At 68.0% G+C, this 13,505-nt stretch carries 16 protein-coding genes and 1 pseudogene; 10 read left to right on the top strand and 7 right to left on the bottom strand.

All coding sequences use genetic code 11. The features are described from left to right. Window positions 1-8: 8 nt before the first annotated feature. From WJ12_RS32040 to WJ12_RS32025, 6 genes and pseudogenes are all read left to right on the top strand, one after another. Window positions 9-1,865 (top strand): peptidase domain-containing ABC transporter, encoded by a 1,857-nt coding sequence (locus tag WJ12_RS32040; protein WP_404824211.1) that lies wholly within the window; start codon window positions 9-11, stop codon window positions 1,863-1,865. A 42-nt stretch (window positions 1,866-1,907) separates the two neighbouring features. Next, window positions 1,908-2,102 carry a P-loop NTPase family protein gene (locus WJ12_RS37220; protein ID WP_404824212.1) on the top strand — a complete coding sequence of 65 codons (195 nt, stop codon included), beginning with the start codon at window positions 1,908-1,910 and terminating at the stop codon, window positions 2,100-2,102. Then, window positions 2,099-3,406 (top strand): TolC family outer membrane protein, encoded by a 1,308-nt coding sequence (locus WJ12_RS32035; protein WP_059556942.1) that lies wholly within the window; start codon window positions 2,099-2,101, stop codon window positions 3,404-3,406. The genes WJ12_RS37220 and WJ12_RS32035 overlap by 4 nt, the downstream gene beginning before the upstream one ends. Further along, window positions 3,396-4,310: a hypothetical protein gene (locus tag WJ12_RS32030; protein WP_226103930.1), complete on the top strand. Its 915-nt coding sequence runs from the start codon at window positions 3,396-3,398 to the stop codon at window positions 4,308-4,310. The genes WJ12_RS32035 and WJ12_RS32030 overlap by 11 nt, the downstream gene beginning before the upstream one ends. A gap of 21 nt (window positions 4,311-4,331) precedes the next feature. Then, a pseudogene (locus WJ12_RS36200) lies at window positions 4,332-4,430 on the top strand (glycine/betaine ABC transporter substrate-binding protein); the annotation flags it as partial. A gap of 248 nt (window positions 4,431-4,678) precedes the next feature. Beyond that, window positions 4,679-5,305, top strand: coding sequence for a trimeric intracellular cation channel family protein (locus WJ12_RS32025; protein ID WP_059556941.1), 627 nt, complete (start codon window positions 4,679-4,681; stop codon window positions 5,303-5,305). Window positions 5,306-5,314: 9 nt separating this feature from the next. Here WJ12_RS32025 and WJ12_RS32020 read toward each other — a convergent pair whose 3' ends face one another. Then, window positions 5,315-5,740 (bottom strand): PACE efflux transporter, encoded by a 426-nt coding sequence (locus WJ12_RS32020; RefSeq protein ID WP_049035329.1) that lies wholly within the window; start codon window positions 5,738-5,740, stop codon window positions 5,315-5,317. Between the two features lie 147 nt (window positions 5,741-5,887). On the opposite strand from WJ12_RS32020, the gene WJ12_RS32015 reads away from it, so the two are divergent. Further along, on the top strand, window positions 5,888-6,832 hold the full coding sequence (locus WJ12_RS32015; RefSeq protein WP_059556940.1) for a LysR substrate-binding domain-containing protein: 945 nt from the start codon (window positions 5,888-5,890) through the stop codon (window positions 6,830-6,832). On the opposite strand, the gene WJ12_RS32010 is transcribed toward WJ12_RS32015, so the two are convergent. From WJ12_RS32010 to WJ12_RS32000, 3 genes are all read right to left on the bottom strand, one after another. Further along, the gene (locus WJ12_RS32010; protein ID WP_059556939.1) at window positions 6,819-7,949 is read right to left on the bottom strand and encodes a WD40/YVTN/BNR-like repeat-containing protein; all 1,131 of its coding nucleotides are present in this window, start codon (window positions 7,947-7,949) and stop codon (window positions 6,819-6,821) included. The genes WJ12_RS32015 and WJ12_RS32010 overlap by 14 nt on opposite strands. 67 nt (window positions 7,950-8,016) lie before the next feature. Next, window positions 8,017-8,286 carry a MoaD/ThiS family protein gene (locus WJ12_RS32005; RefSeq protein WP_034186013.1) on the bottom strand — a complete coding sequence of 90 codons (270 nt, stop codon included), beginning with the start codon at window positions 8,284-8,286 and terminating at the stop codon, window positions 8,017-8,019. A 120-nt stretch (window positions 8,287-8,406) separates the two neighbouring features. Further along, window positions 8,407-9,096, bottom strand: coding sequence for an aspartyl/asparaginyl beta-hydroxylase domain-containing protein (locus WJ12_RS32000; RefSeq protein ID WP_034186014.1), 690 nt, complete (start codon window positions 9,094-9,096; stop codon window positions 8,407-8,409). A gap of 208 nt (window positions 9,097-9,304) precedes the next feature. On the opposite strand from WJ12_RS32000, the gene WJ12_RS31995 reads away from it, so the two are divergent. Both WJ12_RS31995 and WJ12_RS31990 read left to right on the top strand, forming a co-directional pair. Further along, on the top strand, window positions 9,305-9,649 hold the full coding sequence (locus tag WJ12_RS31995; protein WP_049035333.1) for a DUF4148 domain-containing protein: 345 nt from the start codon (window positions 9,305-9,307) through the stop codon (window positions 9,647-9,649). Window positions 9,650-9,720: 71 nt separating this feature from the next. Beyond that, a complete protein-coding gene (locus tag WJ12_RS31990; protein ID WP_059556975.1) occupies window positions 9,721-9,996 on the top strand; it encodes a DUF4148 domain-containing protein in 276 nt (91 codons plus the stop codon). Between the two features lie 180 nt (window positions 9,997-10,176). Here the strand turns inward: WJ12_RS31990 and WJ12_RS31985 are convergent, their stop codons facing one another. The 3 genes from WJ12_RS31985 to WJ12_RS31975 form a co-directional block, all read right to left on the bottom strand. Next, entirely contained in the window at window positions 10,177-10,704 is a 528-nt protein-coding gene (locus WJ12_RS31985) for a cytochrome b (RefSeq protein ID WP_034186016.1), read from the bottom strand. A 69-nt stretch (window positions 10,705-10,773) separates the two neighbouring features. Then, window positions 10,774-12,189, bottom strand: coding sequence for an ATP-binding protein (locus WJ12_RS31980; protein WP_059556938.1), 1,416 nt, complete (start codon window positions 12,187-12,189; stop codon window positions 10,774-10,776). Beyond that, complete coding sequence (locus WJ12_RS31975) at window positions 12,186-12,845, bottom strand: response regulator (protein WP_034186018.1); 660 nt, start codon at window positions 12,843-12,845, stop codon at window positions 12,186-12,188. Before WJ12_RS31975 ends, WJ12_RS31980 begins: the two co-directional genes overlap by 4 nt. A gap of 294 nt (window positions 12,846-13,139) precedes the next feature. Between WJ12_RS31975 and WJ12_RS31970 the strand changes: the two genes are divergently transcribed. Further along, window positions 13,140-13,490: a hypothetical protein gene (locus tag WJ12_RS31970; protein WP_049029880.1), complete on the top strand. Its 351-nt coding sequence runs from the start codon at window positions 13,140-13,142 to the stop codon at window positions 13,488-13,490. Window positions 13,491-13,505 lie beyond the last annotated feature (15 nt).

Genomic DNA, 13,505 nt, shown 5'->3' with positions numbered 1-13,505 from the left:
GCGTGCGCGTGATTTACCAGAATGAAGTCGCGGACTGCGGATATGCGTGCCTGGCGATGGTGCTGAGCCATCTCGGGCGCGCGACCGAAGTACGCGAGATTGCCGCGCATCGTCCGGTGTCGTCGCACGGGCTGACGCTGATGGACCTTTACGACGTCGCGAACGATTTCGGGCTGGCGGTGCAGGCGTATCGGTTCGACGCCGGCGATCTGGCCGACATCCGGCCCGGCTCGATCATCCATTTCGGCGGCGCGCATTTCGTCGTATTCGAGCGCGTTCGCCGCGGCCATGTGCAGGTGATCGATCCGGCAGTCGGGCGACGCCGCGTCGCGCTCGACATGTTCCTGTCGAGCGTGTCCGGCTACTTGCTCGAATGTGCGCCGACGCCGGGCTTGCCGCGCATTCGCGCACGTTCGCGCGTGCCGGCCGCGCTCGAGCGCGTGAGGGTGCTGAACCCGCAGTTGCGCGGGCAAATCGGCAAACTGCTGTTCGTTGCGCTTGGAAGCCAGTGCGCGATCCTGGCCATGCCGTATTTCGGCAACCTGGTGCTCGACCAGATCGTGACCAGCGACAACCGGAATCTGCTGCGGATTCTCACGCTGACATTCGCGAGCATTTTCGCGATCGGGACGTTCAGCCGCTTCGTGGAGTCGTATCTGACCGCGCTGGTTCATACGCTCGTCAACGTGAACATGACCGAAGGGCTGATCGGGCAATTGCTGCGCCACCCGATTCCGTATTTCGAGAAGCGCAACGTCGGCGACCTGTTCGCGCGTGTCAAGTCACAGGATGAAATCAACGAATTCGCAGTGCGCACCGCGATCTCGCTGCGGATCGATCTCGCGGTCGGCGGCATCGCGGTGCTGCTGATGCTCGCGCAGAGCCCGCTGCTGGCCGGCGTCGCGCTTGGCATATTCGCAACGTATGTCGGCGCCGCATTCGCGCTGTATCGGCCGATGCGTGATGCGCACATGCTGGTGCTCGAACGGACGGCCGAATGCGAGGACTTGCTGTTCGAGACGATCCGGGGGGCTCCGGTGATCAAGCTCGCGTCGGGCGAAGTGCGGCGCACGGCGATTTACATGGCGAAATTCAAGGCGTGCGCGGCGACGATGCTGCAGAGCGCGAAGCTCACGGCCTGGCGCGACGCAGTGTTGAAATTCGTCGACTATGCGGACGTCGTCGCGATTACCTGGCTGTCGGCCGGACTGATGCTCGACGGCAAGATTTCGGTCGGCGTGTTCTATTCGTTCATGATCTACAAGTCGCTCGCGTCGGAGCGGCTCGCGCAGGCGATCAACGCGCTGTTCGCGCGCCTGATGCTGACGGTGCCGGTCGCCCGGGTCGCCGATATCGTCGACGGCGAGCCGGAGCGCTATACGCCGCTGGAGCAGATCGGCCGCGCGGCCGAGACGCGGTGCTTCGAATCGATCGAGATGAGGGATGTGTCGTTTGCGTATGGGGCGTCGGACCGTCGCGTGTTGACTGGCGTGAGTCTCGATATCCGGCGCGGCGACCGCATCGCGATCGTGGGGCCGTCCGGATGCGGGAAGTCGACGGTCTTCAAGCTGCTGTGCGCGGCCGAACACGCGCAGCATGGGGACGTACGGCTGAACGGCGTGCGCTATGCGAATCTCGAGGTCGACGAAATCCGCCGGCACATGACGCAGATGCGGCAGGGCGACTTGATCCTGCGCGGATCGATCGCCGACAACGTGTCGCTGTTCAGCGCAAATGCCGACCCTGCGTGCATCAACCGTCTGCTCGACGAGGTCGGCCTGCTGGACGACGTGATGCGCTTGCCGATGCGCACGCGCACGATCATCAGCGATTCGATCGCGAACATCTCGGCGGGGCAGCGGTAGCGCCTGCTGCTCGCGCGCGCACTGTATCAGCCGGCCGAGCTGATGCTGCTCGACGAGCCGACGTCGAACCTCGACGCCGCGTCTGTTCAGCGTATCGCGGCGTTGTTGCAGCGTATCGATCGAACGGTCGTCGTGATCACTCACGATCGCTCGCTCGCCGCCACGTTCGAGCGCTGTTACGAACTCGTGGATGGCGTGCTCGTGCCGGGCATTGCCAATGGCGAGCGGGCGGCATGACGATCGGACGGATCCTCGTCGCGGCGGTGCTCGCATGCGTGTCGCCGCACGCGCTTGCGGACGACCTGATGTCGGTCGTGACCAGCGCGCTCGATTACGACGCGGAACTCGCCGGCGTGCGCTCGGATGTCGAAATCGGCCGTCTCGGTGTGCCGCGCGCGCGCGCCGCGCTGTTGCCGCGGATCGATGCGGGCTGGGGACGCACGTACAACCGGATCGCGACGCGGAACGTTCCGTCGATGCATTACTGGCAGAACGGCTGGACGGTATCGTTGACGCAGCCGCTGTTCGACTGGGAACGCTGGATCGCCTATCGGCAGGCGGGAACGGCGGCCGCCAAGGCGGAACTGACCTATGCGCGTGCGCAGCAGGCGCTGATGCTGCGCGCCGGGCGTGCGTATTTCGACGTTCTGGCGGCGACCGACGAATTGATGCGCGCGACGGAGTATGTGGCGGCGGTTGCCGAACAGCACGAGATCACCGTGCACCGACGGGCGGCCGGAGAGGCGACGCTGATCGACGTACGCGAGGCGCAAGCGCAGCTCGATGCGGCGCGGCTGCAGCAGATCGACGCGCGGCAGGCCGTCGATTCGCGCCGCCGGATTGTCGAAACGCTGATCGGCCGGCCACTCGGCCCGTTCGCGCGCGTGCCGGACGAAACGCCCGCGTTGCTGCTCGATCCGGACGACGCCGGGTATTGGGTTGCCCAAGCGGAGCAGAAGGGCTATCCGGTCCAGATCGGCGAACTCGCCGTGCGCGACGCGCGGGATGAGGCTCGCCGAGTACGCGCGCAACGGTATCCCGTCGTGAATCTGACGGGCAGCCACACGCCGGCGGGTGCGGCATCGGGTTTCGCGCAGCCGACGACCACGACGACCGCGATGGTGACGATATCGATCCCGCTGCTGACGGGCGGTGACATCCAGGCGCGCCTCGGGCAAGCGCTGGCGGGTGAGGACAAGGCGCGCAGCGCGCTGCAGGCAGCCACCCGGCAGGCGGGGGCCGACACGCTCGACGCCTTCCAGCGGCTGCACTGGGCACGCGAGCGCGGCGAACTCCTTGGCCGCCTCGTGCGGGCCAACGAGCGAACGCTCGACGCGACGCGGATCGGCTACCGTGTCGGCAGTCGTTCCAACCTCGATGTGCTGCGCGCGAGCGAGGCACTTTTTGCGAGCCGCAAGGCGCGGCTGGGTGCGCACTACGACATGCTTGCCGCGTACCTCGCGTTGAAATCCGGTGTCGCGTCGCTGGATTTCGACGACGTCGCGCGGATCAACGGATGGTTGACCGGCGATGGCCGATAAGCGGCAGCGACGCCTCGGCTGGCGCGATCGATGGCTGCTGCGCCTGTCGGGCCGCGGGCTCGAGCGGTTGGCGCTGGCTGTGTGGGTCTTGCGGAGTCTCGGCAGCCCACGCACCCGCTGGGCGGGCCGGTTGCGCTACGAGTGGGGGCGCGACCACGTCGCGCTCACCCGTGCGCACATCTGGCGGACGATGGCGGCAGGCGAATTCGAGCGCCTGATGGATCGGCGCCTGCATGCCGAACGCGCTGCCGGCCGCGATGTCGAATGGCCGGGCCTCGAAGCGGCCACGCAAGCGCTGGCTCGAGCGATCGCCCGGATTCGCGACGAATCGGGCGGCCGTCCCGTGATCGTGTCGCCGTTTCATTACGTGTCGCAGTTTGCGAACGTGATCGTGATCGATGCGTTGCGCGACGCGCTGCAATTGTCCGAGATCGCAGTCGTATCGGGCATCGCGCGGGAAACGTATGGCGGTTTCGAGTCGACGCTGATGCCGAACGTGCGCGTGTTGCACACCTACGACGAAGTCAATCGCAATGCGCTCGGGCTGCGCGTCTTGCACGCGCTGCGACGAAACGGCGTTGCCGTGGTGTTTGCCGATGCGCCGCCGTACCTGATGCAGCGCTTTCCGATGGAGACGATCGAGGTCGCGATGTTTGGGCGGCCGGCGCGGATTCACCGTGGCGTGTTCAGGATCGGCGCGCGCGCCGGTGCGGTGCTGGTGCCGTTCCATCTCGAATTTGCGGCTGGCCGGTTCGACCATCGGATCTTCCCCCCGATTGATCTCGTGCAGGCCGACGCGCCGCAACGCGTGTCGGATTGCATCGAGCGCGCGTGTATCGATGCGTATCCGGACTGGATTCTGGCCGGGCATCCGTCGCAATACGGGTTCGCGCCGCTCAGGTAGGGCGTCGTCGCCGTCTACTCGAGCAAGGCCGCCGCCGCATGGCTGAAGGCGAACCCGCAAGCGCTCGGCAAGTGGCTCGCGGGCGTGACGGCGCTCGACGGCAAGCCGGGTCTGCCTGCCGAAGGCGTAGCTCGGCGTGCCTTGAGCATGACGCGTCGGGCTTTTTGCTGCCCGCGCCGCGAGCCGCCAGACGGTTGCCCGACGATGCGCTAGACTGCTCGATCCCCGATCGAGGAGACGGCAATGATCCGTACTGCGCCTGATGCATCCGGATGGCAATACGCGGCCGGCACGCGGCCGAACGGCGCGGCCGCTTCGGGCGACACACGCTGCAACCGGACGATGCAGCGCTTCGGCCATTCATTCGCATGAAGCGCATCGAGCACATCGTGCTCGCCGCCGACCTCGCGGGCACGGCGGTGTTTGCGATCGAGGGCGCCAATGCGGCGATCGGCGCGGGACTCGACCTGTTCGGCGTGATGGTGCTGTCGCTCGTCGTCGCGCTCGGCGGCGGCGTGATCCGCGACCTGCTGATCGGCGCACGGCCGCCCAGCGCGGTCAGCGACTGGCGTTATCCGGCCCTCGCGTTCGCGTCAGGCCTGTTCGCGTTCGTCTTTCATGCGCGGGTCGCCGCGTTCTCGCCGTCGCTGCTCACGACGCTCGATGCGGCCGGCCTGGCGTTGTTCGCGGTCGCGGGGGCGGTGAAGGCGCTCGAATTCCGCGTCCATCCGTTCATCGCGACGCTGATGGGCGCCGTGACCGGATGCGGGGGCGGTGTCGTACGCGATGTGCTGCTCGCGCGGATACCGGTCGTACTGGTTACGGATATCTATGCGAGCGCGGCACTGCTCGGCGCGGTCGTCGTCGTGTCGTGCAGGCGACTCGGGTGTCCGCCCGTCGTGGCGGCCGTGCTCGGCGGCCTTGGCTGTTTCGCGCTGCGGATGGCGGCGGTGCGCTTCGGCTGGCAACTGCCGAAAATCGCGGCCGGTGCGTAAGCGTCCGGCTCACGACGCCTTCGTCGCCGCCGGCACGTCGAACACGCGATCGAACGCCCACTGGAACACGAACGCGTAGCAGAAGAAGAACGCGAACAACCCGATATCGACGACGAACGCGTCGAACCACGAGATGTCGAGCCACCACGACACGACCGGCACGAGCATGAAGATGAGCCCGCCTTCGAATCCGGTCGCATGTAGGAGCCGCCGCCCGAGCGTACGCGACGGCTGTCGGCGCGACGCTTCCCAGCGCTCGAACAGCGCATTGAAGATCATGTTCCACAGCAGCGCGATCGCCGACATCGTCGCCGACAGCGCGCCCGAATAGACGAGGTCCTGCCTGAAGATCGCGGCGATCGCGGGCGAGATGCAGGAGATGGCGATCGCTTCGTAGAGCACCGCCTGCGTGATTCTGCGCGGTAGGCCTTGCACGGTGTTTCTCCGGTTGGACGGTAATCGTCGGGGCGGTGTGCCGCGACGTCCCGCAAGGCTAGCCGCGTTGCACACCCGCTTCAATTCACCTAATCTCACCCGGATTGAATCGAATTCAACCCGGCCGTATCCGGCCCGCGAGGCCCCGTGTTCTCGAGAATCCCCCTGACCGCATTGCGTGTATTCGAGTCGTCGGCGCGGCTCGGCACGTTCAAGGCCGCCGCGGACGAACTGGCCGTGACGCCGGCTGCCGTGTCGCATCAGATCAAGTCGCTCGAAAGCCGGCTCGGCGTGCTGCTGTTCGAGCGCGGCGCGAGCGGCGTACGGCTGACGGAGGAAGGCGCGCAACTGTTTCGCGCGAGCCACGATGCGTTGCTCGCGCTCAGCCGCGGGCTGGATGCGTTGCGGCCCGATACCGCCGGCGAGCGCCCGCTCGTGCTGACCACCACGCCCGCCTTCGCGGCGATGTGGCTGATCCCGCGTCTCGGCGCGTTTCGCCGCATCGATCCGCACCTGCACATCAAGGTTGAGACCGGCAACACGCTCGTCGATCTCGAACGCGAGGCGCGGATCGATCTGGCGATTCGCGCGACGTCGCGCACGTTTCCCGCGCTGCACGAGATCGCGTTGATCGACGAGTATTTCGGCGCGTTTGCGGCCACCGGCTTCGATGCGCATCGCACCGACGAGCCGCTCGACTTGATCGAGACCGTGTGGGATACCCCGCTGCCCGTGTCGGTCGACTGGGCGTCGTGGTGTCGCGCGGCCGGCCGCGAAACGTGGCTCGAACGCGCGGTGTTTCGCCATTACGACGACGAGCATTACGCGTTGCAGGCTGTGCTGCACGGGCAGGGTGTCGCGTTGTTGAGTTCGGTGCTGGCCGCCGAGCACGTCGAGCGCGGTGCGCTGATGCCGATCGAGCCTTCGGTGCGGCTCGACGGCGCGCGTTTCGTCGCACTGTGCCGCCCCGGGCGCGAGCGCGAGCCGCAGATCGCGCGGTTTCTCGACTGGCTCGACGCGGAAATCGCGCAGACGCGCGCGGCGGTCGCGCGGATGGCGCCCGGCGACCGTCGCGTCGTTACCCGAAGCTGACGCAATAGACCGGCGGCAAATGCGCGGATACCTGGCGCCAGTGGTCGCCGCCGTCGGCGGAGGTCCATAACCCGCCGGTCGTCGACGCCATCGCGAGGCGCATGCCGGCATCGTCCACCGCGAGCCCGTGCCGGTACACGAGGTCGTAGGCCGGCGCGGCCGGCAATCCGTTCGACAGGCTTTCGAAACTTTGCCCGCCGTCGCGCGTGCGCGTGACGACGAGCCGGCCGTTCACCGGAATGCGGCAGGCATCCTTCACGGCCGGCACGAACCAGGCGGTGTCCGGTTCGCGCGGATGCACGGCCACCGCGAAGCCGAAGCTCGACGGTTGCGCGTCGATTCGCCGCCAGTGCTCGGCGCCGTCGGTCGAGCGGAAGATCGCGCAGTGGTGCTGTGTCCACAGCACGTCCGGATCGGCCGCGCATTGCACGACGCGGTGCGGATCCTGCGCGTTCGGCTCGCCGCGCCGCTCGGGCGGCATGTAGTCGGCTTCCATGCCTTGCGCGGTCACGCGCCACGTCGCGCCGCCGTCCGCGGTCTGCCAGACGCCGCCGCACGAGATGCCGACCGTCACGTGCCGGCTGTCGCGCGGATCGACCATCACCGAGTGGATGCCCGGCGCATCGTACCCGCCGCCGCCCCATTCGGCGCGCTCGGGGCGATCCCACAGCGCGCGGTTGAGTACCCACGAATCGCCGTGGTCGTCGGAGCGGAACAGCCCGCCGGGAATCGTGCCGGCCCACAGCACGCCCGGCTCGTCCGCGCCGCCGGCTTCGAGCGACCAGATCTGCTGAAGCGTCCACGGCGGCTGCGGCGTGCCGGACGGCTCGTCGTCCGCGTCGCCGGTGCCGGTGAGCACGGCGTCGGCCGGTCGCGGCGGGTAGACGGGGACCGCGCATTCTTCCCAGTCGGCGGCGCCGGCGCGCAGCCGATGCAGCTTCACGCCGAAGTGGCCGAGATTGAGCGCCGCATACAGCGTGCCGTCGCGCGGGTCGGCGAGCACCATGCTGACGGGTTCGCCGATGAAATGCGGTTCGCCGGGCGTCCAGCCGCCGCCCCCGTCGGGATGCAGGATGAACAGGCCCTTGCGGGTGGCGACGAGCAGTCGATCGTTCATGTGCGATGTCTCCTGAGCGGGCGGCCCGGCGTTCGGGCGCCGGGTCCGGTTCGATGCATCCGTCCCTTTATCCGCCCGTCAGCGCCTGGACGACATACACGCGGCTGGCGTCGTCGAGCGCATCGGACAGGCGCTGCCGGTCGCGTATCGGCTGGCCGTCGATGAACACCGACAGATGCTTTCGCAGCGCGCCCTGGTCGTCGAGGATGTAGCCGCGCAGCCGCGGCTGCTCGCTGAAAACGGTGTCGAACGCTTCGCCGACCGTGCGCGCGTCGAGGTCGCGTTCGGGCGTTTCGATATGCCGCTGGATCGACGCGGCGAAGAAGAGGTGCGCCATGGCGGTGGCTGTCAGGAGCCGTGCGGAAGGGACGGTCTGTAGTGTAGGCGATCCGCAGGAAGCCGAAAGTCGGGGGAGGGGGCGCTGCGCCGGCATGCGCGCGCCGCTTGCGCGCTGGAACTAGACCGGAATCGACCGCCCGCGGATCCGGATCCCGAGCCGCACGACGCCGATCACCGCATTCGACAGCCACGTGAGCAGGCGCGGCATGCCGCGCCGGCGGATGTCGAGCAGCAGCACGATGCGCACTGCCTCGCTGTCGTTCCACACCTCGTGCGTGAACGTGTCGTCCCACAGCAGGAAGCGGCCTTCGTCGAGCCGGTATTCGCGACCGTCGACCTTCAGCACCGCGGCCGGCGAGCCGTCCGCGCGCTTCGGCATCGACAGCACGAGATAGCCGCGCAGGATGCCGCGAAACGGCCCGCGATGCGGCGGGATGTGCTTGCCGGGCGCGAGGAACGACAGTGACGCCGACAGCACGTCCGGCGAGGCCGCGACGATCGATGCGATGGTCGGGCAGCGCGCCAGGTTGCGCGGGAATCGCTGGCCGTACGCCTGCATGATGAACATCCGCCAGTCGCGTGCATCGTTGGCCGAGATGTCGTACTGCTCGCGCATGATTTCGTGAAAGCGCGGGATGCGCGGCATGTCGCGCGCGACGGCGAGCGCTTCGGCCCGGATCGCGGGCCATGCGCGCACGAAACGTTCGGCGTCCGGGAACGTGGCCGTGTCGAGCACTGCGCCGCCATCGAGATGGCGGTCGTACAGGGTGCGCAGCAGGCCGGCTGCATAGTCGTAAGCGACGGACATGGTCGATCGGGGTGCGATCCGCAGAAGGTGACGTCAGTCTGCCCGATCCGCAACGGGCGCTGCGTTACGTCAGGTTACGCCGGCTGACGAATGAATGACAGTTTGACGGACGCCCGTCGCGCGGATCGACCGGCAGGGAATAAACGCAGCCCGGCCGTCGTCATACGGGTGTAGCACGTCGTCTCGTTGACTTCTGAAGGAGTGAAACATGAATACGCATTGGCTGGTGGCCGCCACGGTGGTGGCGATGTCCGTCGCGGGTGTCGCGACGCAAGCGTCGGCACAGGCGCTGACGCGCGCGCAGGTCACGCAACAACTGATCGACGCGGAACACAACGGGTTGCGCTTCGTGACCGATACGTCGTATCCGGACGTGAGCCCGCTGTTCCGGCAACAGGCCGAACGGATGCCGCAGCGCCAGGCGAGCACCGCGATCGGCGGCGATCCGGCCGTGTCGTCCGAAGCCGGCAGGCCGGCGACGATGCCGTCGCATCCGCGCGCGGCCGCATGCGTCGGCCCCGCGAGCTTCTGCACGATCTATTTCGGCAGCTGACTGACCGGCCTGCCTCCGCAGGTCACGCATTCCCCGCGGTTGATCGATACGCAACATCGAAGGAGTTCATGATGAGAACATATATCGCACTACTGACAATAATCGGCTCGATCGTCGGTCAGTCGGCATTCGCGCAAGCGGCCGCGCCGCTGACGCGCGCGCAGGTTCGCGACGAACTGATGCGTCTGGAAGCGGCCGGGTACGACCCGGCGAAGGGCGACGACGGCGAGTATCCGGCGGACATCCAGGCCGCGGAGGCGAAGCTCGCCGAGCAGGATCGCGCGCGAATGGCGGCGTCCGCCGCGCATGCGCCGGCTGCCGGCATGCCGGTGCAAACCAGCAATTAGGTGCCGACGTGATCGTGTGTGAGGTCCGGCCGTCGTGTTCACGGGGCGGCAAGCCGCATGCCCTTCTGCGCGCCACGCGACGTGGCCGAAGGGCGCCGGTTGTCGTGCCGCCGATTGCACGCCGCTTCGCGCGGCGTCGCGATCAGCGGGTCGACCGGCTCCGATGAGCCGGCAGGTCGATCACCACGGCATCATGCGCTGCACGACCTGGTCGCGCAGCACGAAGCGGTGCAACAGCGCGGCCGCCACGTGCAGGCAGATGCCGGCGAACAATACCCACGCGAGGACGCCGTGCACGTCGCCCATCGCGTGCCCGAATCCGGAGCCGGCCGCCGACAGCGCCGGCAACGGAATGACGCCGACCAGCGTCACGGCCCACGCGCGCGACGACGCGTTGATCCAGCCGAGCAGCGGCACCGCGATCAGCAGCGCGTAGAGCGCGCCATGCGTGGCGCCGGACAGCACGCGCATCGCGGGCGACAGGTCGCTGGCAGGCGGTCGATGCGTCGCGCGCCACAGCACGCGGCATGCCATCGCCGCGAGCAGTGCCGTGCCGACGATCAGGTGCGCGGCGATCAGGCCGACCGGTTGCGTGTCGCGATGCACGTCGGGCATCGTCCAGCCGATCGCGTATTGCGCGACGATCAGCGCCACGATCAGCCAGTGAAGAAAACGGGCGACGGCGTCATAACGGGCGGGTGCGGACATGGAGACTCCGGACGGATGAAAGGGGACACGGTTTTGGGGGGATTCTACGGTCGAATCCTTAACGAAACGTTAAGCACGCGGCGTCGATCCGTCCGCATCCGCCGACGGCAGCGCGATCGCCACGCCGAGGCCCTGCCCGCCGATGCCGGACTCGAACTGCACGGTGCCGCCGAAATACTGCGCGATGCGGGTGACGATCGACAGCCCGAGCCCGCTGCCGGGCGACTGCGCACCGCTGCCGCGATAGAAACGGTCGCCAAGCCGTTCGTGCTCGCCGGGCGCGACACCGGGCCCGTCGTCGCGCACGACGATGCGTTGCCATGCGCCGTCGTCGTACACGCCGATGTCGATGCGCCCGCCACGGCGGCCGTACTTGACGGCGTTGTCGACGAGATTGTCGAGCAGGATGCCGATCAGGATCGGATCGGCACCGATTGCGCGCGTGGAGAGGCCGCCGGCCGCGATGGCGATGTCCTTGTCGGCGGCCTTCGCCAGATGGCGGTCGATGGCGGCGTCGACGAGTTCGCGCACGACGACCGCGCGCGTCGGAATGCGTTCGTACTCGTCGAGCCGGGCGAGCAGCAGCAACTGCTCGGCGAGCCGCGCGCTGCGGTCGACGCCTTGCACGACGCGCTGCATCGCCAGCTGCTTGTGCGCCGGATCGTCGGTCGCGATCGCCACCTGCGCCTGCACCTTGATCGCGGCGAGCGGCGTCTTCAGTTCGTGCGCGGCGTCGGACGTGAACGCACGCTCGCGCACGATCGATTGTCGCAGCCTCGCCATCAGGCGGTCGATCGCGTCGACCAGCGTGCGCACTTCGTCCGGCACGGTCGCGATGCCGAGCGGTTCGAGCGAGCGCGCATCGCGCGCGCCGATCAGCGCGGACAGGGTCTTCAACGGCGCGAGGCTGCGGGCGATCGTGACCCAGAGCAGCAGCGCGAGCACCGGCAACGCGACGATCAACGGCAGGACGATGCCGCGCGCGATGCCGGTCGCCAGGTCGCTGCGCGTATTGACGGTCTCCATCACGCGCACGCGGCGCCCCGACGTGCTGTCGCGCAGTGCGTACGTGCGCCACGGCGTATCGCCGATGACGATCGTCCGCGGCGCACCGAGCGGGTCGCGCGCATCGGGCAACGCTGCCGCGGTCGCGGGCAGGCTCGACGCAACGACGTTGCCTTGCGCGTCGCGCACGTCGAACAGCACGTCGCGCGGCAAGCGATCGCCGTCGTTGGCGGCGCCGTGCGCCGACGCGCCGAACGCGAGTTCGACCCGTGCGTCGGGCGGCACGCGGGCGAGGCGGTCGAGGTCGGCCGGCGCGAGATTGACCAGCAGCGACGCGTATTCGGCGAGACGGGCGTCTTCCCATTCGCCGATCTCGCGCGTCGCGTAGTGGATGCTGCCGAACACGGCGACGAGCCAGACGACGGTCACGCAGCCGATCGCCATCAGCGACACGCGGCGTCGTATCGAGCGCGCGATCATCGGAGGTCGACGACGTAGCCGATGCCGCGGACGGTGCGGATCAGTTCCGCGCCGAGCTTCTTGCGCAGGTTCGAAACATGAACCTCGATCGCATTGCTTTCGATGCCTTCCTGCCAGCCGTACAGGCTGTCCTCGAGGTGCGCGCGCGACTGCGGAACGCCCGGGTGACTGACGAGCTGAACGAGGATCGCCCACTCGCGCGACGTGAGCGCGATGCGCGCCGCATCGCGCGTCACCGTATGCGCGGTCAGGTCGATCGTGATGTCGCGCCACACGATTTCATCGCCGGCCCGGCCCTGCGAGCGCCGCACGAGCGCGCGGCAGCGGGCGAGCACTTCGGACAGCTCGAACGGCTTCGCGAGATAGTCGTCCGCGCCGTCGTCGAGGCCGCGCACGCGGTCGGCCACGGTGCCGCGCGCGGTCAGCACCAGCACGGGGACCGTCTCGCCCGCCTCGCGCAGCGCGCGCAGCAGTTCCGTTCCCGATTTGCCGGGCAGGCCGAGATCGAGCACGACGAGCGCGAAGCGCGTCGTCGCGAGTGCGGTGGCGGCGGCATGACCGTCGCGCAACCAGTCGACGTGATAGCCGGCCTGGCTGAGGCTGATCTCGAGGCCGCTGCCGATCAGGTCGTCGTCTTCAACAAGGAGGAGTCGCATGGTCGATTCGTGTACGGACATGCGCGATTGTACGAGCCTGACCACGCGCGCCGTGCAACGGAATGTAATCGGCCCCCGTGCGAATGTCGCGCGATTCTGAAGAACGCTTAAGGTTTGGCGCCGTTAATCCCGCTACCATCGGCCACGACATTTCTCGGGCGGTTCTCCGTTTCCCCAGATCCCGAACCGGGCGGGTGCGTGCGGCGCGAGCCGGACGCACCCGCCCGTCAATCCGCGATCCTTTCGATCGACCTACGGTCGATGCGTGTCGCCCGTACGGGAGGTTCAATCCTGATGGCATCCTCGACGATCGAGCGATGGCGTGCCTACCTGCTGATCGCCGCACTGGCCGGCATGTTCATCCAGTGTTTCGTGCTGGTCTCGTTGCTTGCATGGCGCGTACCGGAAGCGTTTTTTACCACGATGACGTTTCGCCTCTCGATCGTCGTGGCGCTCGCCGCCGCCATTCTTTCGGTTCGCAAGCTTGCCGGCGCGGCGTTCAGGTCCGCGCTGGCATGTGGCGATGTGCGCATGACCGGTATCGATCGCCGCACGGTAGTTGTGTCATCTGATTGCGCGTACCGTCGCTGGGTCGTCCTTCATATCCGGCTCAACGGGAACCGATACGGCGGCGTGCACGGGTGAGCCCGCGTGCGCGCC

It is taken from the genome of Burkholderia seminalis (assembly GCF_001718535.1).
GTDB lineage: Bacteria > Pseudomonadota > Gammaproteobacteria > Burkholderiales > Burkholderiaceae > Burkholderia > Burkholderia seminalis.
This window is presented reverse-complemented; position numbering and strand designations above follow the sequence as displayed.